The 24,036-nt window shown below is 58.7% G+C and carries 22 protein-coding genes and 1 tRNA gene; 14 read left to right on the top strand and 9 right to left on the bottom strand.

The window, feature by feature from the left end; translation table 11 throughout:
* Positions 1 to 29: 29 nt before the first annotated feature.
* From SM764_RS03375 to SM764_RS03355, 5 genes are all read right to left on the bottom strand, one after another.
* Positions 30 to 1,142 carry a hypothetical protein gene (locus tag SM764_RS03375; RefSeq protein WP_369001001.1) on the bottom strand — a complete coding sequence of 371 codons (1,113 nt, stop codon included), beginning with the start codon at positions 1,140 to 1,142 and terminating at the stop codon, positions 30 to 32.
* 79 nt (positions 1,143 to 1,221) lie between these two features.
* Positions 1,222 to 2,775: a hypothetical protein gene (locus SM764_RS03370; RefSeq protein ID WP_369001000.1), complete on the bottom strand. Its 1,554-nt coding sequence runs from the start codon at positions 2,773 to 2,775 to the stop codon at positions 1,222 to 1,224.
* 160 nt (positions 2,776 to 2,935) lie between these two features.
* On the bottom strand, positions 2,936 to 4,366 hold the full coding sequence (locus SM764_RS03365; protein WP_369000999.1) for a hypothetical protein: 1,431 nt from the start codon (positions 4,364 to 4,366) through the stop codon (positions 2,936 to 2,938).
* An 85-nt stretch (positions 4,367 to 4,451) separates the two neighbouring features.
* Positions 4,452 to 5,750, bottom strand: coding sequence for a hypothetical protein (locus SM764_RS03360; RefSeq protein WP_369000998.1), 1,299 nt, complete (start codon positions 5,748 to 5,750; stop codon positions 4,452 to 4,454).
* 78 nt (positions 5,751 to 5,828) lie between these two features.
* Positions 5,829 to 7,424 carry a beta strand repeat-containing protein gene (locus SM764_RS03355; protein ID WP_369000997.1) on the bottom strand — a complete coding sequence of 532 codons (1,596 nt, stop codon included), beginning with the start codon at positions 7,422 to 7,424 and terminating at the stop codon, positions 5,829 to 5,831.
* A gap of 682 nt (positions 7,425 to 8,106) precedes the next feature.
* On the opposite strand from SM764_RS03355, the gene SM764_RS03350 reads away from it, so the two are divergent.
* The 6 genes from SM764_RS03350 (at position 8,107) to SM764_RS03325 (ending at position 12,283) form a co-directional block, all read left to right on the top strand.
* A complete protein-coding gene (locus SM764_RS03350; protein WP_065271213.1) occupies positions 8,107 to 8,562 on the top strand; it encodes a curli assembly protein CsgF in 456 nt (151 codons plus the stop codon).
* 65 nt (positions 8,563 to 8,627) lie between these two features.
* Entirely contained in the window at positions 8,628 to 9,686 is a 1,059-nt protein-coding gene (locus tag SM764_RS03345) for a CsgG/HfaB family protein (RefSeq protein WP_369000996.1), read from the top strand.
* 82 nt (positions 9,687 to 9,768) lie between these two features.
* On the top strand, positions 9,769 to 10,443 hold the full coding sequence (locus SM764_RS03340; protein WP_369000995.1) for a hypothetical protein: 675 nt from the start codon (positions 9,769 to 9,771) through the stop codon (positions 10,441 to 10,443).
* A 57-nt stretch (positions 10,444 to 10,500) separates the two neighbouring features.
* A complete protein-coding gene (locus SM764_RS03335; RefSeq protein ID WP_369000994.1) occupies positions 10,501 to 11,109 on the top strand; it encodes a hypothetical protein in 609 nt (202 codons plus the stop codon).
* Between the two features lie 12 nt (positions 11,110 to 11,121).
* Complete coding sequence (gene csgH / locus SM764_RS03330; protein WP_274832729.1) at positions 11,122 to 11,493, top strand: curli-like amyloid fiber formation chaperone CsgH; 372 nt, start codon at positions 11,122 to 11,124, stop codon at positions 11,491 to 11,493.
* A gap of 16 nt (positions 11,494 to 11,509) precedes the next feature.
* Positions 11,510 to 12,283 carry an SH3 domain-containing protein gene (locus SM764_RS03325; RefSeq protein WP_082996023.1) on the top strand — a complete coding sequence of 258 codons (774 nt, stop codon included), beginning with the start codon at positions 11,510 to 11,512 and terminating at the stop codon, positions 12,281 to 12,283.
* Between the two features lie 212 nt (positions 12,284 to 12,495).
* Here the strand turns inward: SM764_RS03325 and SM764_RS03320 are convergent.
* From SM764_RS03320 to SM764_RS03305, 4 genes are all read right to left on the bottom strand, one after another.
* A tRNA-Met gene (locus tag SM764_RS03320) sits at positions 12,496 to 12,572 on the bottom strand.
* 297 nt (positions 12,573 to 12,869) lie between these two features.
* Positions 12,870 to 14,111: a lytic murein transglycosylase gene (locus SM764_RS03315; RefSeq protein WP_369000993.1), complete on the bottom strand. Its 1,242-nt coding sequence runs from the start codon at positions 14,109 to 14,111 to the stop codon at positions 12,870 to 12,872.
* 71 nt (positions 14,112 to 14,182) lie between these two features.
* Entirely contained in the window at positions 14,183 to 14,575 is a 393-nt protein-coding gene (locus SM764_RS03310; protein WP_369000992.1) for a carboxymuconolactone decarboxylase family protein, read from the bottom strand.
* Between the two features lie 110 nt (positions 14,576 to 14,685).
* Positions 14,686 to 15,828, bottom strand: a complete 1,143-nt coding sequence (locus SM764_RS03305; RefSeq protein ID WP_369000991.1) for a THUMP domain-containing class I SAM-dependent RNA methyltransferase — start codon at positions 15,826 to 15,828, stop codon at positions 14,686 to 14,688.
* Between the two features lie 300 nt (positions 15,829 to 16,128).
* Between SM764_RS03305 and SM764_RS03300 the strand changes: the two genes are divergently transcribed.
* From SM764_RS03300 to SM764_RS03265, 8 genes are all read left to right on the top strand, one after another.
* Entirely contained in the window at positions 16,129 to 17,862 is a 1,734-nt protein-coding gene (locus SM764_RS03300; protein WP_274829672.1) for an ABC transporter substrate-binding protein, read from the top strand.
* Positions 17,863 to 18,037: 175 nt separating this feature from the next.
* Positions 18,038 to 19,114 carry an ABC transporter ATP-binding protein gene (locus SM764_RS03295; protein WP_274829673.1) on the top strand — a complete coding sequence of 359 codons (1,077 nt, stop codon included), beginning with the start codon at positions 18,038 to 18,040 and terminating at the stop codon, positions 19,112 to 19,114.
* Positions 19,115 to 19,123: 9 nt separating this feature from the next.
* Positions 19,124 to 20,197, top strand: a complete 1,074-nt coding sequence (locus SM764_RS03290) for an ABC transporter ATP-binding protein (RefSeq protein ID WP_369000990.1) — start codon at positions 19,124 to 19,126, stop codon at positions 20,195 to 20,197.
* A gap of 6 nt (positions 20,198 to 20,203) precedes the next feature.
* Positions 20,204 to 21,067: a carbohydrate ABC transporter permease gene (locus SM764_RS03285; protein WP_065271224.1), complete on the top strand. Its 864-nt coding sequence runs from the start codon at positions 20,204 to 20,206 to the stop codon at positions 21,065 to 21,067.
* Positions 21,068 to 21,079: 12 nt separating this feature from the next.
* Complete coding sequence (locus SM764_RS03280; protein ID WP_065271225.1) at positions 21,080 to 21,877, top strand: carbohydrate ABC transporter permease; 798 nt, start codon at positions 21,080 to 21,082, stop codon at positions 21,875 to 21,877.
* 1 nt (position 21,878) lies between these two features.
* Positions 21,879 to 22,157, top strand: coding sequence for a DUF2160 domain-containing protein (locus SM764_RS03275; RefSeq protein WP_065271226.1), 279 nt, complete (start codon positions 21,879 to 21,881; stop codon positions 22,155 to 22,157).
* Positions 22,158 to 22,447: 290 nt separating this feature from the next.
* On the top strand, positions 22,448 to 22,843 hold the full coding sequence (locus SM764_RS03270) for a BlaI/MecI/CopY family transcriptional regulator (RefSeq protein ID WP_274829675.1): 396 nt from the start codon (positions 22,448 to 22,450) through the stop codon (positions 22,841 to 22,843).
* A complete protein-coding gene (locus SM764_RS03265) occupies positions 22,833 to 23,996 on the top strand; it encodes a M56 family metallopeptidase (protein WP_369000989.1) in 1,164 nt (387 codons plus the stop codon). Before SM764_RS03270 ends, SM764_RS03265 begins: the two co-directional genes overlap by 11 nt.
* Positions 23,997 to 24,036: the final 40 nt, after the last annotated feature.

Here is a 24,036-nt window from a genome sequence, read left to right as displayed (position 1 = left end):
ATTTATTGCGCCAATCCGACGCTGCGGCGTCACTGAGTGATGGTCGCCACGTTGCTGTCACCGACCTGGCTTAGCGATGCGGTATTGCTGCCACCGCCACCCTGGGTGATGTCGCCATCGTTCTGGTCACCATCGATGGTCACGTAGGACGTGTTGTCAGCACCGTCCTGATCGACCAGCAGCTCGTTCAGGTCACCGGCGAAAAGCGCAACATCCACTAGGTTGGAGGATCCTGCCTGGTTGACCCCGAAATCGTTGTCGTTGCCATTGATCCCACCGAAGACGGTCACGGTATTGTCGTCACCCACCTGTTCAATGCCAAAGGCGTTGCCATTGCCGTTGATGGCCAGCGTGCCGATCGAGTTGCGGGCGCCAACCTGGTTCACCCCATAACCGTTGGAGTCACCGGTTATGTCCACATCCATATAGTTGCCGTAGCCGTTCTGGCGAAACTGTCCGCCACCATTGTAACCGGCACGCGCATCCGAGTTGACCGGCTGGGCGCCGCTGTTGTTGTTGCCCAGGATGTCGATATACATCGTGTTGCCTTCGTTGCCGTTACCCTTCAGATCCTGATAGACGGCGCGTATCCAGTTGTTGGCACCATCCTGGCGGATAACAATCGTCTGACCTTGGCTGTTGGCCCCGGAGTTTCCGTAGTGCCACTGCTTGATATCACCGATCAGGTTGCCATCGCCCCCTTGCTGGGTAATCGTCATGCTGTTGCCCCCTGCCCCGACAAAGGCCCGCTGGCGAATACCCTGCACCGCGTTGTTGTTGGTGGACTGGGTGACGCTCAGCACGTTGAAATTGCCCGCGGTGGTGGCATTGTTGTTGGTCTGGTTCAGACCGGCGCTGCCGCCAAAGGTGACAAGGCTACCCCTGATGCCAATCTCGTTACCATCGCCCGATTGGGTAATGACCAGCGCGTTCTGATCACCGGACTGCACCATGTCTGCCTTGTTGAGGCCGCCATCGCCGGAGCCAAAAGCACTGTTGTTGTCACCCGACTGCGTGACAAGCGCGCTGTTTGCATTGCCGACTTGCCTCAGTAGCGCTTCGTTGCCGCTGCCGGAGTAGGCTACGGTCGACAGAAGCGAAAGCGCTGTCGAGGCTGCCAGAAACTTTGCAGTGCGCGTCATTGAATTGATCCCTTATTTCTGGGGAACACCTTCCCCTTTCGTAGGTGCCGGGGCGGCAAACCGCCCCGGCGGAAGTAAATTACTGGATGATACCAGTATTGTTACCGGACCCGGCCTGGCTGAATGCAGCAGTGTTCAGGTTGCCCATCTGTGCGACGACAGCTTGGTTATAGTTACCATTGATGACACCGGTCAGTGTGTTGTCATTACCATGCTGGCTTGCAGCGAAGAGGTTGCCGCTCGCCTCGCTGAGGACATCGCCGACTGTCAGCGTCATCGTGTTGCCTTTACCCTGCTGGCTCAATGCGCCCGGCTGCAGATCGTTCCAGGTTTGATAGCCGGTCGCAGCCACCGCAGCCGTGAGCGCGCTGCCGCTGAAGCCGCCAGACAAGTTATTGTCGTCACCAAATATGGACACGTTCATGACATTCGGGTTGGCGGGGCTGGACCCGCCCTGCACGATCGACAGAACGTTGTCATCGCCTTCCGGGATGCCGCCGATGCGAACGGTGGCTTGATCGGCATTGAACTGGCGAATGGAAATATCGTTGCGATCACCGTCGATGCCGACATCCGCAAAGCCCCAGGCCTGTTGCTCAATGTAGATGTCGTTGGCGTCGCCGCCGTTGGCACTGCCTTCGATGTTGACGATAGCCTCGCCACCTGTTCCGAATGCATCCTCCTGAATGATATCCACGATGTTGTCATCCGAGGCGCCGATGATGTTCAGCGTCGCCATGTTGTCATCGTTCCACTGACGGATCCCGACGATGTTGGAGGCGCCGTCGACCACACCCATTGCCACAACGTTGTTGTTGCCCGATTGGCCGGACTGGTTGGCAGGACCACCCTGCGCGATACCGATCTCGTTGTTGTCGCCGTTGATGTCCAGCGTACCGACCGAGTTGCCATCACCGCGCTGCTCCACCCCGATACCGGTGTTGTTGGCATCGATGTCGACATTGATCATGTTGCCGAGACCTCGCTGGATGAAGGTGGCGTTGTTGGCCACAGCCGCGACTCCCGAAAGCGCGGTGGTGCCGTTGCCATCGCCGGTCATCTGCACGGTCACGCTGTTGTCTTCGCCGAACTGCTGAACGGTATTGATCAGGTTGCCAGTACCGTCCTGGCTCAGATCCGCAGTATTAGCCAGATCCGGAACGCCGCCGGTTGCCTTCTGGAGCACAGTGCGCATCGTGTTGTTGTTGCCACCTGTCTGCAGAATGGTCAGGATGTTTTCATCCGTGCCAGTGCCAGCGTCGCCCTCCTGAGACACCCGGATCACGGCGTTACCGTCAGTTGTCTGTTCGATATCGGCAACGTTATCGTCGCCAAGCTGCTCAACATAGCCAGCGGGGCTGCCGCTGTTGCCGTTATAGCCTACGAGGTTGCCGTCACCAGACTGATCGACAGTGAGGTCGTTGTTGTCCCCATCCTGGAGAAGCGGTTGGTTTGCATAGTCGGTGAAAGTTGCCGATGTACCAGCTACGTTGTTCGCACCGGCGCTCTGGTCGATCAGTGCGGTGTTGCCACTGCCGTTCTGGTCAAGAGCGGCTTCGTTGCTGTCCGCCCAGGTCGCACCGGCCAGAGCCATGGCGGTAGATGCCACCAAGAATGTCTTCAGGTTTGTCATAATACTTCCCCCAACCTAATGGTTAACAGATTTATATTGTGCGTCATTCCGTCGAGGTAGGACCCCGAATACGCTCGCTTAATTGCCCTTGTGTGCCGTCAAATTCATGTCGCCAGAAGGGCTGAGCCCCGCCGCAGATCAACCGCGACGGAGGATCAGGTTATTGGATGATGCCAAGGTTGTTGTAGGACCCGTTCTGGACAAAATTGACGGTATTGTTGTTGCCATTTTGCGCGACAGCTGCCTGGTTGTAGGATCCGATCACCGTGCCGTTCAGCATGTTGCCGCTGCCACGCTGCAAGACGGCAAACAGGTTATCATCGCCAGTAACGGTCATGGTCATCTGGTTGTTGTGGAGGTGCTGCCACAGCGAGCCTGCGGACATCGACAGGCCGGTCACACTGTCACCCGCTGCGAATGCAGCGCCGGCACTGCCGCTCAATGTGCCACCAGCGTTGTTGCGATTGCCCGTTACGCTTACGGACATCTGGTTGCCATTGCCCCAGCGTTGTTGGGTGTTCAGCTGGTTGTCGTCGCCAAGAATGTCGATCGTCGCGGTTTGGCTGTGACCGAGGTTCACCCAGTGGTCCACGTTGTTGCGGCTGCCATCCTGGATCACCCGCGCCTTGTTGAATGATGTCTCGACCGTCACCTGCGCCCAGTTGTCATCCACGGTCTGTACAATGCCGATTGAGTTGAAATCCCCTGCAATCGTAGAAAGGGAAACATCGTTACGGCTTCCAACCTGACTGATGCCCAACTGGTTGTCATTACCGCTGATCAGCAGGCCCTGAGCCATGTTGTCTTCCGAAGAGTTCCTGTAGCGGCCATTCTGAATTGCATACTGGTTGTTGTTTCCGCTGATCGTCAGATCCGTCCGGTTACCGGTGCCGCGCTGTTCGATCGCTGCCCAATGGAACGCCCCTACATGGTTGTTGTTGCTCAGCAGGCCGGTGTTCCCGCCCGCACCGGCATAATCAGGGTGCAGGGACAATCCTGATACGCCATTCCCGCTCCCGGAAATCACCAATCTGGCATCATTGTCGTTGCCTTCCTGGCGTGCGCTGTAAGTGTAGTTCGACGCGCCTGTCTGCTTGATCAGGAGGTAGTTATTGGCACCACGTTCCTGAGCTATGTCCCGGATATAATTGAGATCGCCGGTGCCCAAGGTGGTACCCTGTTCGACCTCGACTTCGTTGGGGCCGGCCGCCAGCGAAGCGCCAATCGCGTTCTGGCGGATTTTTTCCACCGTGTTCTGGTCCGAGAACTGCGTAATCGTTGCCTTGTTGGCCAGGTCGCTTGGTCCAAGATTGGTATCCGAGCGCTGGAAGAACGTGCCGCTGCCCACGCGGTTGTTTGATCCCTGCTGGCTGACGTAGAGGTCGTTCGCATCGCCATCCTGCAGGATGCTGGTGGCGCCCGTGTTCCCGGCGATGTTGCCGGAGTTGCCGCCGTAGTTCTGCATGATCAAGGCGTTGTTGTAGTCACCCTGTTGATCCAGATGGGCCGCATTGTTGTCTGCAAAAGCTGCTGTGCCCATCGAAAGGGTCAGCGCGGTCGAGGTTACAAAAGCCGTCTTAATAAGTTTCATGATCATACCTCCCCCCAGAGGTCGGAATAAAAAACTGATAAATCGCGGGGCCAAGGTAGTGTCTCAGCCCCGCATAACTCATTGATTACTGGATGATACCGACGTTATTGGTGCCACCGGACTGCGAGAAGCTCGCCGTGTTGTTGCTGCCCAGCTGCGCAACCGCAGACTGGTTGTTATTGCCCGCAACGGTCGCGGTGATGCTGTTGTCGTTGCCCCACTGAAGCGTGCCGAACAGGTTATTGTCACCGGTCACCGAGGCCAGGACGGTATTGTCATTGCCCTGTTGTTGGAACAGGCCAGCTTGGAACGATAGATCGCTGCTCGCGGCTGCCAGTGCGGAACCGGCCAACGGCGGCGTGCTGCTGGTCAGCCCGTTGCCATTACCGTCGACGGAAACCGTTGCGCTATTGGTGTAGCCATCCTGCAGGACACCAAATGCGTTGTCATTCTGAGACACGGTGACCGAGGCGCCGTTGGTGTCGCCGATTTGGCGAATGCCGATGTTGTTGCGTTCACCCGTGATTGCGGCAACGCTGACGAGGTTGAAATTGCCGTCCTGAGACACACCCAGCTGGTTATCGGTACCGGAAACATCCAGGGTGCCGACATCGTTGTTTTTGCCCTGCTGGTAGGTCCCGACCAGGTTTCCGGTGCCGCCGATGATGACATTGGCATTGGTCCGGGTTGCATAGAACTGACGGAAGTGCGCCGCCTGTGCGCCAGACCCATATGCGAAGTCGGTGAAATCACCGATACCGTTTGCGGTACCGTTCATGGTGATGGTCAGGGTGTTGTCGCCCGAACCGTCGTTCGACACCTTCTGTTCCACCACGTCGATATTGTCGTCGGTGCCGGACATGGTGATGGTCGCGGTGTTGCGGTCGTTCGGTTTGCCTTCTTGCAGGATCGTGGTGATTGTGTTGGATGTTCCGTCCTGGGTGACGGTCAGAGTATTGGGAACACCGTTATTTCCCGGATTGTACGGGCCACCGTTATGGTCTTGAACCAGCTCCCCAATCACGTTGCTGCCACCGCCAGACTGCGTGATGGTCGCGACGTTCGATGTAACATAACCTGCAGTCGACCCTTGGGCTCCACTGGTTTGAGAGACACCGGATCCGATCAGGCCGATCTCGTTGTTGCTGCTGGACTGCGTGATGCTCAGCTGGTTGTAACCGTCAACGGCGGTATCACCGTCCTGAGTCATCCGCCGTACGGAATCGCCTGCCTTGTTGTTGCTGCCGCCGCTCTGATCGACGATTGCGCTGTTCCCAACGTCCTGCTGATCCAGGTAGGCTTCGTTGCTATCCGCAAAAGCTGCCGTGCCAAACGAAAGCGTCAGTGCCGTCGTGGTAATAAAAGATGCCTTGAGCCGTTTCATAATCGTACTCCATCGAAAAATGGGACCAATGCCCCAGAACAAGGCGGGACCCTAAACAGTAAGGGTCCCGCCAAATCTTTACTGCATGATACCAGCGTTATTGGTGCCACCGGACTGGGTGTAGCTCGCGGTGTTGAAGTTACCCATCTGAGACACAGCAGACTGGTTGCCGTCGCCCGTCACGGATGCGGTGATGGTGTTAAAGTTGCCATCCTGCAGGGCTGCCATCAGGTTATTCGATCCGGCGATATCCCCGGCGAACGAGTTACCCAATCCATCCTGGGTGAACACGCCTTCGGTCAGCCCCACCGATGCAGCGTTGCCGCCGAAGGTACCAGAGAGAGTCGTGTTGTTGTTCTCATCACCGCTCATGCTCAGCGTGAAGCCGTTGGTCCCGATCTGGGTGAGGCTGGCAAAGTTGTCATCGCCTTCTACGAAAATGTCGGCATCATTGAAGGCGCCCGTCTGATCAACCAGCAGCGCGTTACGATCACTTCCGTTGGTCAGCTCCAAAGTTGCCTGATTGAAGGCACCCACCTGTCTGACACCGACATCGTTGTCGTCGCCAACGATCGGCGCGATGGTGATGGTATTGGAGACACCAGCCTGATAGCCTGCGGTCTGGTTGCCCGAACCGGTGATCAAGACGGACCCGACAGTATTGAAGGTACCGATCTGTGTGAAGCCGAACTCGTTGCTGTCACCCTGTGCGCTGTAGGTCACCGAGTTGTCATCACCGTTCTGAATGACGCTCGAAGAGGTGGCGCCGACAGAGCCGGCATTGGGCAAGGTCAGCCCGTCGCGGCCGTTGCCGAAGCCGCTCTGGGACACATTTGCGCTGTTGTTAAATCCGCCAAATAGACCACCATCCTGATCGATCGTCGCGATCATGTTGAAGGCGCCATTCTGAGTGGCGGTCGCCTGGTTGGAACCGCCACGCTGATCAACAAGTTGGATGAAGTTGCGGGTTCCATCCTGGGTCAGGTTGGCCATGTTGCCCGATCCGACCTGCACGATACCGTTGTTTCCCTGGTTCAGGTTCGAGTCTTCAAAGATCAGACCGGCGTTCTCGTTCTGGACTTGGTTGCCACCGATCTGGTTCCGCGTGTAGCGGCTTGTGTTGGCAACATTCACGTTCTGCGAAACGGTCACGCTGTTCTTGACGGGACCGATGGAGGTCTGGCGTACCGCGGTCAGCAAGTTGCCATCGCCGCTCAGCGGACCACCGACATCGCGCGGCGTGCTGCCGACCGAAGACTGGGTGATCGTCAGCTCGTTCCCGGTAGAACCAAAGAACGAGTTCGCGGTTTGCTCAATCACGTTAACGACGTTGGTCACGGAGCTTTGCGTCACCGTTGCCGAGTTGTCGTTACCGGTCTGCGTCACGCCGTTGCCGTTGCCGGAACGACTTACCCCGATGAAGTTGTCATCACCGGACTGGACGATATTCAGCGCATTGTTGTTTCCGTCCTGCAGCATCGCATTGCCCGCCGCGGTCGAACCACCTTGCACACCACCTGCCTGGTTGGTGTTGCCCAGCGACTGATCGACGCTTGCGCTGTTGTCGGATCCGATCTGTTCCAGAAAGGCCTTGTTGTCATCAGCATGGGCTGCCACGCTCATGCTCAGCGTCAACGCAGTCGTTGCCACCAGAAAACGTTTTGAAATTCGCATTTTGGTCTCCAATTATCGTTACCAGGTTCTTCCGCCAAAGAAGCCTTCGACTTCGGAACCGCCCCAGCGGGGCGTCCTGCATCAATTGCAGGCATGCCCCGACCCAACTGTTTAAAAGGGCCCACGCACCAAGAATTTAGATGTGGCTATGAAAGATATTCCTCTGCCCATTCACCCCTCGTGCGCCCCCACGCACCGTTAACTTTCTGTTAACAATTCTGCCGCCTCATTGAGACCTAAGAGATGATTTAAATCAAGCTTTCAGTAATCAAGTCGCAAATTTTTATATAATTTTAGCCAATCCGAACCGAACTCGTTCGCACCCCGCACCCATTCACCCCAAATCCGGACGATTGTTTTCAATTAAGCGTCAATTTCACGGGGGAGCCACCAACGAATCCAAGCGCAACGCGTGCGCTTTCGTAACGTCAACACAACCATTGTTAGAATTGCCCAATTTCCCGCAAAAACCCTGACGCGAGCCTTCATCATCAACAAGTGACAGATTCGCAACACACTTATGCGAATTATTTCAACTTGAACAATTCGTCATCGCCAAGTCACTATTTGCTGCGCTTTTAGAGGTGATGGGCGCTGGACACCCAGTCGGCGTGGTTGTTATCACCCGTGAGTCGGTCAATTAGCGACGCATCACGGCAGGTTTGTAGGATTGGTGGTTGATATGAAAAATTCCTTCATTGGCTTCACTGCATCAGCACTCTTATTTGCGGGAGCCGGTGTATCTGGAGAGTTGACCTATACTCCGATCAACCCGTCCTTCGGTGGCGCTCCCCTCAACTCATCCCACCTGCTGTCGACTGCGAATGCGCAACGCGACGCGACAGCGCGGGATGCCGTAAGCAGCTCGACCACAGGGACCGGAACAACATCTCCGACCGGAACCACAAACGCCGATTTGTTCGTGCGCCAGCTCGAAGGTCGCTTGCTTTCCGCTCTCGCGGGCCAGGTGACCGAGGCGATCTTCGGAAGCAACCCATCCGATCAGGGCACAGTGACGTTCGGAACCACCGAAGTCACCTTTGAGCGTACGGTGGATTCCATCAGCCTCACAATTGTCGACTCCCTGGATGGCACCGTGACAGAAATCGTGGTCCCGCAACTGGTAACTGGAAGTTAAGATTAGGTTTGCTGATTGCCTGGCAGATCGGGCAGCCACAGCTACGAATTAGAACGAGGATAAACATGGTGTTTGGTAAAGAAGCAGGCCTGCGAGTGCTACTCCGTGCCATGGTGGTGGCTGGTACCGCTGCTCTCTCTGGCTGCGCCACGACGCCAGGACCATTTTTTGGGACCGCCGATCCGACGATTGTGCAGCCGACACCGGTCAACATGAGCCTGCGCACGCTGCCAGAACCGACACGCCGCATATCCGTCTCCGTTTACGATTTTCCTGACCTTACCGGGCAATACAAAGAGCGCGAACTCGTCCAGACACTGTCCCGGGCCGTGTCCCAGGGCGGTTCTGCTGTTCTGATCAAAGCACTGCAGGATGCCGGTGAACGCCGCTGGTTCACAGTTCTGGATCGCGCCGGCCTGCAGGACCTCGTCCGGGAGCGCCAGATCCTCACCGAAATGCGTCGGCAGTATCGCGGTGAGACAGAGATCGATCCGAATGCATTGGCGCCGCTGCTGCACTCCGGCATCATCCTGCAGGGTGGAATCGTGGGATACGACAGCAACACCCAAACAGGTGGCGCAGGCGCACGATACCTTGGCATCGGCGGCAATACCGAGTGGCAACTGGATACCGTGACCGTCAGCCTGCGGGCTGTCTCGACCGAAACTGGCGAAGTCCTCACCAGCGTGGTCACCCAGAAATCAATCGGCTCCTCCCTGATCCGGGGTAGCGTGTTCCGCTACATCGCGCTGGACGAGCTGCTTGAAATCGAAGCCGGCGTGACCGGGAACGAACCCCGCTTGATTGCCTTGCAACAGGCCATCGAAAAGGCCGTCTACGGCACCATCATCGAAGGGGCCGAGGTCGGGTTGTGGGCCTTCAAGGACAAGGGATCCCAGCAGCGCCTGATTGCGAAGTACCGTCAGGAGAAACTGGGGGAATACCTCGGCCAGACGCTCCCCCCGGTGCGTCCGGTGACGATCTCTGCCGCCCGGATTACCCAGACGCGGCCCAAGCCGCGACCAACACCGCCCGCCCCCAGCGTGCGTCAGTTGCCGCCTGCAGTCGATGAAGGTGGCCCGGTAACGCCGCCGCCGCCGGCAGACGGCGAGGTCATTGGTTAACCTCGTTCTGCCCGCTTAGGCACTTCACTTTCTGAAATAACAGGATCGTTTCAGATCCTGGGCCAGACAGCGGAGCAGGCATATGCCTTATCCGCTGTTTGCTGTACTGCCATCAAAGGCAAATTCTCACAGTAATAATTTGTTTAAATTTAAGATAAAAACATCCAAAAAGCCTCCTTCAAGCGCCTATAGCCCGCCTCAAACTCGCCCTTATTCTATCCTTTCCTGTGCCTGCCCCAGGTCGCTGACCGAAGGCCTCGCCGTCACAGGAGGATATGCAATGAAGACACCGCTCAAACCACCTCTGGTTGCACATTTCATTTGCCTGACAGCTTTCACGCTGAGCCTCAGCACCGAAACGGCAGCAGCTCAGGACAATGTCGTTTCACTCAGAACAGAACCGGCCAATACCCTGGAGGTCCTCGTCGAGCCAGAAAATACGATAACCCTGACCATCTCAGGAAATGACAACGGCGGATTTGGCCAAAGCTGGCCCGCGCTTCCCGCATTTGCCGCCGCAACTATTCAGCCGGGCGTATTGTCGCAAACAGGCTTCGGCAATCAAATCGACCTGTCTGTCCTCGGATCAGACAACCTTTTCGCCATTGCGCAGAATGGTTCCAATAACCGGGCCTTTGGTCAGATAACCGGCACCGGCAACACAGCGCTCGTCATGCAAACCGGACATGCAAATGTGGCCGTGTTTCATCAGCATGGAAACGGAAATAGTGTAGCGATCTCCCAATCATCATGGTAACGTATTGTTAACTTTTGGGGAGTTTTTGCTTTGATACGTTTACTTGATATTACCCCTATGACGGTCGTCGTGGCGCTTTCACTGACCTCCATGGCTGCTGCTGGCAGTGGAAACGTTGTTTATCTTGAGCAGGGCGACGGCACGAGCGCGGGCAACGAGCTATTTATTGACCAAAGTGACGCAACGAATTCGCTCGTCGCCGGTGCTCCAGACGGGCTGTCACCTGCCAGCCAGTATGGCACCTACAACAGCGGCGAGATCATTCTAGAAGGCGAAGGCGCAACTGTTTACTTCAGTCAAAACAATGCCTTAACCGGATCACCACTTGGCAATTCCGCGACCATCTTTGGCGGTGAATTGGCCTCCATCGTGTTGTCCCAAACCGGCTCCAGGAATACCGGTGAGATCTCAGTGACCGGCACCAATAACTCCGCGGGCCTTCTGCAGACCGGCAATGGCAACGATGGCAATGTCGACGTGTCCGGCTCCAACAATTCCGGCACCTTGGTTCAGACCGGCAATCAGAACAGTTTCAGCCTGTCTGTAGCGGGTGATTCGACAAATGTCACCTACACGCAGATTGGTAATGGACTGTCAGCGGTGAATGGAGCGGGGCCAACCGTCATTTCAAACGGCGGAACTGTTCTGATCACGCAGAAGCGCTAGGCTGGCTGCGCCATGCGTCGACTGCTTTCGACCCTTGGACTTGCCTGCACCGTTTTGATGTCCGCGGGAACATCCACCGCCACAGCGCAATCCGCTGCAGCTGAGATTTCGATCATTCCCACCGCTCAAGGTGTGGAAATCGAAGGTCGCGTGATCGGACTGGACGAGGGTGAGGTGCAGGCTGCTCTGACAATCGTCAAATCCGACTCTGGCGGAACCTCCAACCTGACACAAAGCCGTGCAATCGGAATACACCGTGGGGAACGTCATGTCATAGGCAAGACGACCCTTTCGATTCAGCCCGGCGGCAAGCTCTCGGTCGAGTTATCCGTAACGCAAGACGGAGCCGAAATCGCCACCGCGGTGTCCACATTCGGACCATAATTTCCAAGGAACAGGAATGGTAATGCTCAAATCGCTTTCTCTGGGTGCGCTTGCCGCGCTTGTAACGCTGATTGCGCCCCCGTCGTCTGCTCAAACTAAAGAACAGCTGCTTGAAGCTTTTTCCGGGAACTGGGTGGTCTTCGACACCGCATTCTCGACCAGTTCCACACCGTGTTCGCTCAGCCTGGAAAACAAGGTGGAACTCCACGGGGTAGTTGAGGAGTCTCAGTTGCGCCCCGTCGCCAATAGCCAAAACTGCGTTGTGCCGTTGAACAGCGTTTCAGCCTGGGACATCGAGCAGAACCAGCTTGTCCTCTATGCTCAGCAGGATGTTGTTGTTGCTCGGTTGGGCGGCAACCAATCCCGTGTCACAGGCGATCTGTCCGATTCTTTTGTCAGCCTCATTCTAGAGCGACCAAACGGCGACGCCTATCAGGCCGCCTTCAGCCAGGCTGTGCGCCAACACCGTTGCATTTACCTTGGCTACACAAGCGACTGCGCAGAACGTTCCGATCTGGCAGCCCCTGTCATGAGCGAAGATGGGGGTGTCGTTGCCTCTCTGGGCCTTCTGGTCAACCTGAATGTCCGCGATCAGCCCAGACGGGATGCGCGGATCGTGGGTACACTGCCGCAGGGCGCATGCCTCAAGGTGAATTACTGCACTGTAGCCTCGGACGGTATCTGGTGCCGAGCCCGCTTCGGAGAAGCCAGCGGCTGGGTCAGCAAGACCGCACTGCGCCAGGAGAAATGGCCTGTCGCGACCTTCGTCAACGGCTGTGAAGCAGAATAATAGCTAAAGACAAGCGACCGTGTTCTCAGAAGGATGCGGTCGCCCCTCTGCAGCCTCGCAGCACTGCTCCGCACGCCGCCAGAGGCCCCAAACTGCAGGCGTCAAAACACAACGCGTCCAGAACATCAGATCCGGGCGTCAGGCGCTATATGTCGCTTTCGGGTATTTTTTCTTCCAACGGCGGCAAACGTGGTTTGCGTTGCAGAAGTTTTTGGTAGCGGAGGAGGGACTTGAACCCCCGACACGCGGATTATGATTCCGCTGCTCTAACCAGCTGAGCTACTCCGCCACTCGCTGTGTGGAGGCGATTTACGGAATGGGGCCGGTGGGGTCAAGCAGGAAAATCGGCTCTGCAGGATTTTCTGGTCAAAAAAATGCGCCGTCTTAAAATTTTACAATATTTACAGCATCTTAAACCATCAAACAAAATGACCACAAAGACAGGCACTGTGAAACCATCGCAGCCTTGGCACCCAAGCGTTAGGCTGACTGGACGCCCCCTCCCCTACCTCACCCGCTGCGAAGCGAAACCCCGCGCTTTCGCCGCGTTTTTCAGAATCGCATGCCTCGCCGGGCTGCGGCGCAGTCACCGCGCAAGCGCCGCCTTCATCGCAGGATCGGGGAAACAAGTCGGTGACTGCCCCGTGGCCTCCTGCCAGCGCCCGATTGAGCGGCGTGTCTTGTAACCGGCCAGCCCATCGGCGCCGCCAACATCATGCCCCTGCCCTATGAGCGTACGCTGCATGGCAGCCACATCCGACCGCAGCAGCCCCCCGACACTGCCCCAGCGGGCGTGAAAGTCACCGACACCGAACTGGATGCGGTCCCCCACATGCCCCACGAACAGGGCGTATAGATCGCTCATGTTGTAGTCTTTCAGGACATAGAAATTTGGCGTCACCACGAAGGCAGGTCCGTATCGCCCGGCAGGCATCAACAGATACCCCTGCTGACCGCGTTCATGTTCAGGAAAGGGGCGCCCGGAGACACGGGTGATCCCCATTTCCTCCCAATCGGAAATTGGGCGGCCCTGATCCGGGCCTTCCAGCGCGCAAGAGACGCTGCTCGGAACCGAAACCTCAAAACCCCAGTCGCGCCCAGTTTGCCAGCCATGCCGCTTCAGATAGGTCCCGATTGAGGCGATGGTGTCGGCCTCTGACCCCCAGATATCCGCGCGGCCGTCGCCGTCGCCGTCTACGGCATGTTGCAGAAAGTTCGTGGGCATGAACTGCGGCTGGCCAAGGGCGCCAGCCCAGCTGCTCTTCATTGCATGGGCGGGCACGTGACCTGCCTCCGCGATCTGCAGCGCCGCGATCAACTCGGCCGAGAAATAGTCCGCGCGCGTGCTCATGAAGCCCTTGGTGGCGAGGACCTGAAAGGCGTCATGCGGAATGGCCGCCCGCCCATAGGCGCTTTCCCGTCCCCAGATCGCGAGGATGATCCGCCCGGGCACGCCGGTCTCCCGTTCGACCCTTGTCAGACTTGCCTTGTGGCGCCGGGCCATCTGGCGCCCGGTCGCCGTGGCGCCATCAACCGTGCCACGCCCGAAGTATTTCCCAGGTTTGCCGAACTCGGCCTGCCGCTGCGTTTTCGGCGTGTTGGCCGGGGCGCCAGGGGGCACCAGATCGGGCAGCTTCCAGTTCAGTGTCACGCCGTCAAAGGCGGCCTTGAACGTGCGACGCGAGACACCCGCCTGCCGAGCCTGCGGCCAGACCTCCTGCCGCAACCAGGTCTGGAACTGGCGCTCAATGGCGGCGTGATCCTGGGCCAAGGCCGAGCCGAGGCCGCCCAGCAGCAGAAAAACAACGAGCAGAGCACGCAAAACCATGAGGGACCTTCCGGGAAACAAACATCCTGCTGATCCCACCCGATCACGGGGCCCATGACAAGGGCTGAGCCTCAGCTCTCCGCGTTAGCCTCGGCTAGAACCCGCCGGGCCACCCGGAAGCACTCCAGCGCCTGCGGCACACCGCAATAAATCCCGATCACATGAATAATCGCCCGCAGTTCATCCTGTGTGACACCATTGTTCAGCGCCCCTTTGCAGTGAGTTTCCCACTCCTGCATCTTGCCCAGCGCGCCGATCATGGAAAGGTTCATCATCGACCGGGTCTTGGCATCGATGACATCATCGCCCCAGCCGAACCCCCAGCACCAGGCAGTCATCGCCTCCTGAAAGGGGCGGCTGAAATCATCCGCAGCGGCTAGATTGGCATCTACATATTCCGCCCCAAGGGTGGCGCGGCGCTGCTCAAGCCCCTTGAGAAACAGATCTTCGTCAAATGTGCTCATGCTGCGGCTCCGTGAATGCAGGATTTGGCGCCGGGTTCAGATAGCCCGGCGCAGCCAAGATGCCACTGATCTCAGCAGTATGGCCAGCATTGTCACATCAGAACGATGGATCATGGCAGCGGAGCAGTCCGGAACAGACGGATCTTCAACCCGCCATGTGCGACCGGTGCCCCGAAGGGCAAAAAGGGCAGTTGGGTCGCCTTTGCCAGACCGGTTTCGCTGGTCACGATACCCACCTGCCAGCCGGAAAAACGCTCTTTCAGGACCTGCCCCAGCGCGCCGTAAAGCGCGAAAAGCAGTTTCTTGTTGCCGATCCGCGCCCCATAAGGCGGGTTCACGATCACCAGCCCTGGCGCCCCCTCGGGCGGCATCAGATCGCTTACCGCAGCCTGCGAAAAGGACGTGCAGCCTGCAACACCCGCACGGGCGGCATTGGCAGTGGCCATCTCCACCGCGCCCGCATTCCGGTCGGATCCGTAGAACCGCGCCGGGGTCTCCTGCGAAACGACTGCGGCCTTCATCGCGGCAAAAGCATCCGGATCAAATGTCGCAAGTTGCTCAAAGGCAAAGCTGCGGCTGCGCCCGGGCGCCAGCCCCATGGCGATCTCGGCGGCCTCGATCACGAAGGTGCCGGAGCCGCACATCGGGTCCACTACTGTCTGGCTTCCGTCGAACCCGCATTCGCGCAGAAACAGCGCCGCCAGATTTTCCCGCATCGGCGCCTTGCCCACGGCGGATTTGTGGCCACGCTTGTGAAGCCCCTCGCCCGAAGTATCGACGCTGAACTGGCACAGGTTGTCCTCAATCCGGCATTTCAGCGTCACGCCTGCGCCGCTCATCTCATCACTGGCATTGGGCGGAATGATCGTGGCGCCCAGTTCTTCGGACAGGGCCCGTTCGATCCGCTGGGCGGCAGCGCCTGCGTGGTAGATTTTTGACTTCTTGTTGGTCGCCACCTCGACGCGGATCGGAACATCCGCGCGTAGTACATCCGCCCACGGAAATTTCCGGGCGCGTTTGTCCAGTTGCGCAAGGTGGAAGGCCCGGAAAGCACCGATCCGCGCCAGCACGCGCGCCGCGCCGCGCAGGTACAGGTTGGCGCGCCAGACCTCGGGCCAGCCGCCCTGCACCGTGACACCGCCGGGTACAGCCCGGGGATCGGAAAATTGCAGCTCGCGCGCCTCGGCCAGCAGGGCCTGTTCAAGCCCCGGCGCCGCGGTCAGAAAGATCTCGAATGTGGATTCATCTGTCATGGCACCTTCCTTAGCCGGAAACTCAGAACACCGCGACGGGAAAACGCGATTCTCCCAGCGCCCTCGCCATCCCCACAACAAGAGCCACCAATCCGGTTGATGCTGCGGTGCGGCAGCGGATTTTCGCTGCGCCCGCATTGCAAACAGGTATCTCTAGATCAACTTTAATCACAATATTGTCAGACACTTACATCATTACTAATTTTTTAGTTTGACAATCCGCCGCACCCTATGAAACTCCTGTAGCAGTCAGGTGCGAGCAACGCACATCTGGCCTTACTGACTTTAGGGAGGAGAAAGATGCGGAAGTATCTTTTGTCCGCAGCAGCGGTTTGCGCCGTGGTTGCGGGCCAAGCAGCATATGCCGACGAGGCAGCTGCCAAGAAATGGATTGATGAAGAATTCCAGCCATCGGCCCTGTCCAAGGAAGAACAACTGTCCGAGATGCAGTGGTTCATTCAGGCGGCAGAGCCTTACAAGGGCATGGAAATCAACGTGCTGTCCGAGGGCATCCCCACGCACAGCTATGAATCGGAAGTTCTGACAAAAGCCTTTGAAGAAATCACCGGCATCAAGGTGAACCACCAGATCCTTGGTGAGGGCGAAGTCGTTCAGGCGGTTCAGACCCAAATGCAGACCAAGCGGAACCTCTATGACGCCTACGTCAACGATTCCGACCTGATCGGCACCCACTCGCGTCTGCAGCTTGCTTATAACCTCAGCGACATGATGGAAGGCGATTTCAAGGCTGTGACCAACCCCGGTCTCGACCTCGACGACTTCATGGGCACCCAGTTCACCACCGGTCCCGATGGCGATCTGTACCAGCTGCCCGACCAACAGTTTGCGAACCTCTACTGGTTCCGCAAAGACTGGTTCGACCGTGAAGACCTGCAAGCGGCCTTCAAAGAGAAATACGGCTACGATCTGGGCGTTCCGGTTAACTGGTCCGCTTATGAAGACATCGCCGAATTCTTCTCGGAAGATGTGAAGAACATCGATGGCGTCGATATCTACGGCCACATGGACTACGGCAAACGCGCGCCTGACCTTGGCTGGCGGATGACCGACGCCTGGCTGTCGATGGCGGGCGCAGGCTCCAAAGGTGAGCCGAACGGTGTGCCGATCGATGAATGGGGCATCCGCATGGAAGCGGGCACCTGTAACCCGGTTGGCGCCAGCGTCACCCGCGGTGGTGCCGCGAACGGCCCGGCTGCGGTCTATGCGATCCGCAAATGGGACGAATGGCTGCGCAAATACGCGCCTCCGGGTGCGGCGTCTTATGACTTCTACCAGTCCCTGCCCGCCCTGGCCCAAGGCAACGTGGCACAGCAGATCTTCTGGTACACCGCCTTCACCGCAGACATGGTGAAGCCGAAGTCCGAAGGCAACAACACCGTCGACGACAGCGGCACCCCGCTGTGGCGCATGGCGCCCTCTCCGCATGGCCCCTACTGGGAAGAAGGCCAGAAGGTCGGCTATCAGGACGTGGGTTCCTGGACCTTCCTCAACTCCACTCCGCTGGACCGCGCGCAGGCTGCATGGCTCTACGCTCAGTTCGTGGTGTCGAAAACCGTGGACGTGAAGAAATCCCACGTGGGTCTCACCTTCATCCGCGACAGCTCGGTCAACCACGAGAGCTTCTCTGAACGTGCCGAGAAACTCGGTGGTCTGGTGGAATTCTATCGTTCGCCCGACCGCGTGGCATGGTCGCCGACCGGTGTGAACGTTCCGGACTATCCCAAGCTGGCCCAGATCTGGTGGCAGCAGATCGGTGACGTAAACTCCGGCGCCTTCACGCCGCAGGAAGCGATGGATCGTCTTGCTCAGGAAATGGACATCACCATGAGCCGGATGCAGCGCGCTGACGAGCAGGCCAACATCTACGGCGGCTGTGGTCCGCGCCTGAACGAAGAGAAGGACGCGGAATGGTGGTACGCCAATGGCGGCGCCAAGCCGAAGCTGGAGAACGAGAAGCCTCAGGGCCAGACCGTCAACTATGACGAGCTGGTTGCCCGCTGGGCCAAGAACTAAGGGCTCCCTCCCCGCCGGGCGGCTTTCCGCCCGGCCGACCCACCCCGAAGCGGCCCATGTCCTGCTTCGGGGCATTTGCAAACCCCACGGAAGCGCGGATCGCGCTTTGGCTCTCTCGCCGACGCCCGCAGCGGCGCAGCGCAAGCGGGCCCATTCTCCGGAAAGACCAACCAAGATGGCTCTTGAACTTAAAAACGTGGTCAAGCGCGTCGGCGCGATTGAGCACATAAAAGACACGTCTCTGATACTGGAGAGCGGTCACTTCAACGTCCTTCTGGGCGCCACCGGGTCGGGCAAGACCTCATTGATCAAACTGATGGCCGGGCTGGACCCGATTGCCAGCGGCAGCGTGTGGATGGAAGGCCGGGACGTGACCCGCCTCAACACCCAGAAACGCAACATTAGCCTGGTGCACCAATTCTTTATCAACTACCCGCACATGACGGTTTTTGAAAACATCGCCTCCCCCTTGAAGGTCGCAGGCATGGCAAAATCCGAAATCGAAGGTCGGGTAGAAGACGCCGCGGATATCCTGCAGTTGCGCCCGATGCTGCACCGGCGCCCGCATGAGCTCTCTGGCGGACAGCAGCAACGCTGCGCCCTTGCCCGCGCGATTGCCAAGGAAAGCCAGGCGGTGTTCCTGGACGAACCGCTGGCGAACCTCGATTACAAACTGCGCGAAGAACTGCGCGACCAACTGCCAGAGCTTTTCGCCGGACGTGGTGCCGTTGTAGTCTATGCCACCTCGGAACCCGAAGAGGCGTTGCTGCTGGGCGGTAAGACCGCGCTGATGCGCGATGGCCGCGTTACCCAGTTCGGCCCCACTGCCGAGATCTACCGCGACCCGCAAAACGTGGCCGCGGCCCGGGTGTTCTCGGATCCGCCGATCAACACCGCCGAAATCACCAAACAGGGTAACATGGCCCGGCTGACCCCGGATGTGACCTGGGTTCTGGAGGGCGCCGCCGCAGATCTGGCGGATGGCACCTATACCGTCGCGATCCGCCCCTATCACGTGCTGCCCGTCGCCACCACGCAGGCCACAGTCCGCATCGCCGGACGCGTGCAGGTGACCGAGCTTTCGGGCTCCGAAAGCAGCGCCCATTTCGATCTGGGCCTTGGCAGCACTCAGGGCAGCTGGGTCTCCCTTTCGGCCGGGGTTCACCCCTACCAGGTCGGTGAAATGCATGATTTCTATATGGATCCATCCGCGTGCTATTTCTTTGCACCCGATGGCTCCCGCGTGGCGTGAGGCAAGACTATGGCAAAAATCACCCTTTCAAAACTACGCCACAGCTACCTTACGGCGCCGACCTCCGCGTCCGACTACGCCCTGAAGGAGATCGATCTCGACTGGTCCGACGGCGGCGCCTATGCGCTGCTTGGTCCCTCGGGTTGTGGCAAATCCACCCTGCTGAACATCATCTCAGGTCTTCTGGTGCCATCCGAAGGTCAGATCCTGTTTGATGGGCAGGACGTCACCAAACTGCCCCCCGACCAGCGCAATATCGCGCAGGTGTTCCAGTTCCCGGTGATCTACGACACGATGACAGTTTACGATAACCTCGCCTTCCCACTGCGCAATCGTGGCCGGGACGAGGCCATCGTACGCGAACGCGTCATGGCGATTGCCGAGATGCTGGAAGTCACCGAGATGCTAGATCAGAAGGCCGCTGGTCTCTCCCCGGACAACAAACAGAAAATCTCCATGGGCCGTGGCTTGGTGCGCGAGGATGTGAACGTGGTCATGTTCGACGAACCGCTCACCGTGATCGACCCGCATCTGAAGTGGAAGCTGCGCTCGAAGCTGAAAGAGCTGCACCAGCGGGTCAAGGCAACGATGATCTACGTCACCCACGACCAGACCGAGGCACTGACCTTTGCCGATCAGGTGGTGGTGATGCAGCTTGGCGAAGTGGTGCAGATCGGCACGCCGGTTGAGCTGTTCGAACGCCCCGCGCATACGTTTGTCGGCCATTTCATCGGCTCGCCGGGCATGAACATCCTGCCCTGCACGTTTGAGGGTGAGGCAAAGATCGACGGCCAGCCAGTCGCCCTCGAAGGCCCCGTGCGCGGCACCCCTAATGGCAAGACCGAGATCGGCATCCGCCCGGAGTTCGTCTCGCTCTCAGACAGCGGCCTGCCCGCCACCGTCACCAAGGTGTCCGACATCGGCCGCCACACGGTGGTCGAATGCAACTGCCTTGGCCACAAGGTCAACGCCGTGATCGGGGAAGGCGCCGCCCCGCACAAAGGCGATGAAACCCACCTCGCCTTCCGCCAAGACCAGACCCGCCTTTACGTGGACGGCTGGCTCGCCACAGACCCGGAGTAACAGCAAATGAAAACCGAAAACCAAAAAGCATGGTTCTTTGTGCTGCCGGTCCTGTTGCTGGTGGCCTTTAATGCGCTCATCCCGATGATGACCGTCGTCAACTACTCGGTACAGGAAACCTTCGGCGACAACGTCTTTTTCTGGCAAGGGCTCGACTGGTTCGAACAGATCCTGCGCTCCGACCGGTTCCACGCCGCCCTTGGACGACAGTTCCTCTTTACCTTCCTGATCCTGATCATCGAGGTGCCCTTGGGCATCGCGATTGCGCTGTCGATGCCACGCAAAGGGTTCTGGGTGCCGGTCTGCCTCGTGCTGATGGCGCTGCCGATGCTGATCCCCTGGAACGTGGTGGGCGCGATGTGGAACATCTTCACCCTCCCCGATATCGGCCTTCTGGGCTATTTCCTGAACCACACGCTCGGCATCAACTACGACATGACGCAGGATCCGGTCGCGGCCTGGGTGACCATCGTCACCATGGACGTCTGGCACTGGACCTCGCTGGTGGTGCTTCTGTCCTATGCGGGTCTCGTCTCGATCCCCGACGCCTATTATCAGGCAGCCAAGATCGACGGCGCCTCTAACTGGGCGGTGTTCCGGTTCATCCAGCTGCCCAAGATGAAAACCGTCCTGACCATCGCGATCCTGCTCAGGTTCATGGACAGCTTCAACATCTACACCGAGCCTTTCGTTCTGACCGGCGGTGGCCCCGGCAACTCCACCACGCTCCTGTCGATCGATCTGGTGAAAATCGCGCTGGGTCAGTTCGACCTTGGCCCCGCCGCCGCGATGTCGCTCATCTACTTTGCAATCACGCTTCTGGTCAGCTGGCTGTTCTACACGCTGATGACCAAAGACGATCAGAATTAAGGGAGGGATCAGATGCAGAAACGTTCCATCGTCCCCATCGTCTATATCCTGTTCCTCATGCTGCCGATTTACTGGCTGGTGGCGATGAGCTTCAAGACAACCAATGAAATCCTCGCGGGATTCTCGCTCTTTCCGCAGACCTTCACGCTGGAGAACTACAAGGTCATCTTCACCGATCCGACCTGGTACTGGGGTTATATCAACTCGATCCTCTACGTGACGATCAACACGGTGATTTCGGTCGCGGTGGCCCTGCCGGCCGCCTATGCGTTCAGCCGCTACCGCTTTCTCGGTGACAAGCAGCTGTTCTTCTGGCTGCTCACCAACCGGATGGCCCCGGCAGCGGTCTTCGCCCTGCCCTTTTTCCAGCTATATTCGGCCGTCGGGCTGTTCGACACCCATCTGGCGGTGGCGCTGGCGCACTGCCTGTTCAACATCCCGCTCGCAGTCTGGATCCTCGAAGGTTTCATGGGCGGCATTCCTAAGGAACTCGACGAGACCGCCTATGTGGATGGCTATTCCTTCCCGCGGTTCTTTGCCGTGATCTTCATCCCTTCGATCAAGGCCGGGGTCGGCGTTGCTGCCTTCTTCTGCTTCATGTTCTCCTGGGTGGAGTTGCTGCTGGCCAAAACCCTGACTGCCGTGGCGGCCAAACCCATCGCCGCCACCATGACCAAAACCGCCTCCAGCGCGGGCTACGAACTGGGCCTTCTGGCGGCTGCGGGCACATTGACAATCATTCCGGGCGCCATCGTGATTTGGTTCGTCCGCAACTACATCGCAAAGGGTTTTGCGATGGGGAGGGTTTGACATGCTATCATGGATGGCCTGGACCTGGCCGACGGCGCTGGTCTTTATCGGTATCTTTTCTGCAATCGGCGTTCTCATCGCGCTTGAGATCCGTCACCCCGGCGGCGACCTGCGCAAGGGGGTCCTGGGGCTTGAAACCACTCGCGGCGACCGGCTGTTCATCAGCCTCCTCGGGACCGCCTATATCTTTCTGGCCTGGCTCGGTCTGATCGGCATGCCCCTGTGGATCCCGCTCGGCCTGTCTATCGCCTGGGGCGTCTTCTGCTTCTGGAAGGTGTGACGGCGGCCCCACCCGGCGGGTCAAGGAGGCCGAAGGTCCCGCCAAAGGCGGCTTGTCCTTGACGCGCAAACCTTCAATACCCTTGAAAACGGCCTTGAGAGGCAGATCTGCCCCTCAAGGCCTTCTCAGCAAAATCGGGCCTTTTTTGCTGGTGCACAGAGGTCTCTGCCCTACGAGCCCTGGCAACCAGCGATCTGCGCGCCTGGCCTCTGCTAAAAAAATAGTTTTCAACCCCTCCCCCTTTCCCCTAGCATAAGCGGAAGACCAAAATGGATCAGGCAACTGCGCGCATGCGAAAGAAACAGGACAAATCGCTCCTCACCGAAGTGGAACTGGAGTTCATGACCGTGGTCTGGGAAACCGGCGGCGGCACCGTGCGCGATATTCTGGCCGAGCTGAACAAGGTGCAGGAACGCGCCTATACCTCGGTCGCAACGGTCTTGAAAATCATGGAGCAGAAGGGTTTTCTTACCAGTGAACGGGCCGACCGGTCGCTGGTCTACCGCCCCGCTGTTCCCAAGGCAGAGTACCAGAAAACATCTCTGAAAAACCTTTCGAGCAAACTCTTCAACGGAGCCCCGGCCGCCCTTGTTGCCCGGCTTGTCGATGATGAGGACGTGACCGACGAAATGCTCGAAGAGATGAGAGCGCTTCTGGAGGAAAGGCTGGGGGACAATGCAACCTGATGCTCTACTGAATGCCTATCTTGATCTGAACCTGCTGCTGTTTGCGGGCGCGGTGCTCTGGCTGGTCGCGCGAAAACTGCTGTCCCGCAGCGCTTTCGGCTCAACCTACCGTCCGCAATTGCAGCTGCTGAACACGGTGACGCTGCTGCTCGCACTGTCTCCGCTGCTGGTATTGGCCCTGACCAGCCTGGTCTTTGCCCATCCGCCCAACCTGTCGGACCTTCTGGTTGCGCAATATCTGCAGGGTCATGTCGGGATGAGCGCAACCCGGTTCGAGGATCTTCTGGGCCTGCGCGAGGATCTGGTTCGCACCCTGACCAGCGATCGACCTCTCTGGGCACAGGCGACGCTGGCCGCTCTGGCCGCAGGCGCAGCCTTCTGCACGGCGCAATTGGCGGTGTCGGTCCTGCGCCTGCGGAGCAGCCTGCGGCAGGCCTTTACCTGGAAACGCATCGGCAGCGTGCGGCTGCTGTTGTCTGATGAGGCCCGCGTCGCCTATTCCACCCGCAGTCTTTTTACGCGCTACGTGGTTCTGCCGACCGCCCTGCTGGAGGATCCGCAGGATCTGCGCCTGACCGTCGCGCATGAATTGCAGCACTTCCGGCAGCGCGACATCGAATGCGAATTTCTCCTCGATGCGCTGCGACCGCTGCTGTTCTGGAATCCCGCCTTCTACCTGTGGCGCCGCGAAGTGCGGCTGCTGCGTGAATTTGCCTGCGATCAGGCGATGATGGCACGGCCTCATTTCGATCTGCGCGCCTATTGCGAATGCCTGATCCGCGCCTGCGCCCATGCGGCCAAGGACCCGGTACTGTTTGCCCGCCGCAGCCCTGCGGTGGCCCTGGTGGATCGCCGCGAAACAGGTCGTGGCGCATCAGCGCTGGAACGCCGCCTGCTCGCCGTGACCGCCGACCAGAGCGCAAAAGCCAGCCCGCTGGGCTGGGCCATCATCTCGGGCCTGATGGTTGCTGCGGTGATGACAACAGCGCTGTTGCTGCAACGCCCTGCCGACTGGAGCCATGATCGGATCATGCTCTCAACCATCGTGAACCTTGAGCGCATGGCCAGCCGCGCGGCCACCACTCCGCAGACCGCCTCCGCTGCCCTGACAGGCAGCTTCACGACCGCTGGTTTTGGCACGGACCGCCCGTAAAAGGCAGGCACGTCCCTCTACCGCCTTTCCTCCCTGCTTG

This window comes from Pseudophaeobacter sp. 1A16562 (assembly GCF_041008785.1).
Classification (GTDB): domain Bacteria; phylum Pseudomonadota; class Alphaproteobacteria; order Rhodobacterales; family Rhodobacteraceae; genus Phycobacter; species Phycobacter gallaeciensis_A.
This window is presented reverse-complemented; position numbering and strand designations above follow the sequence as displayed.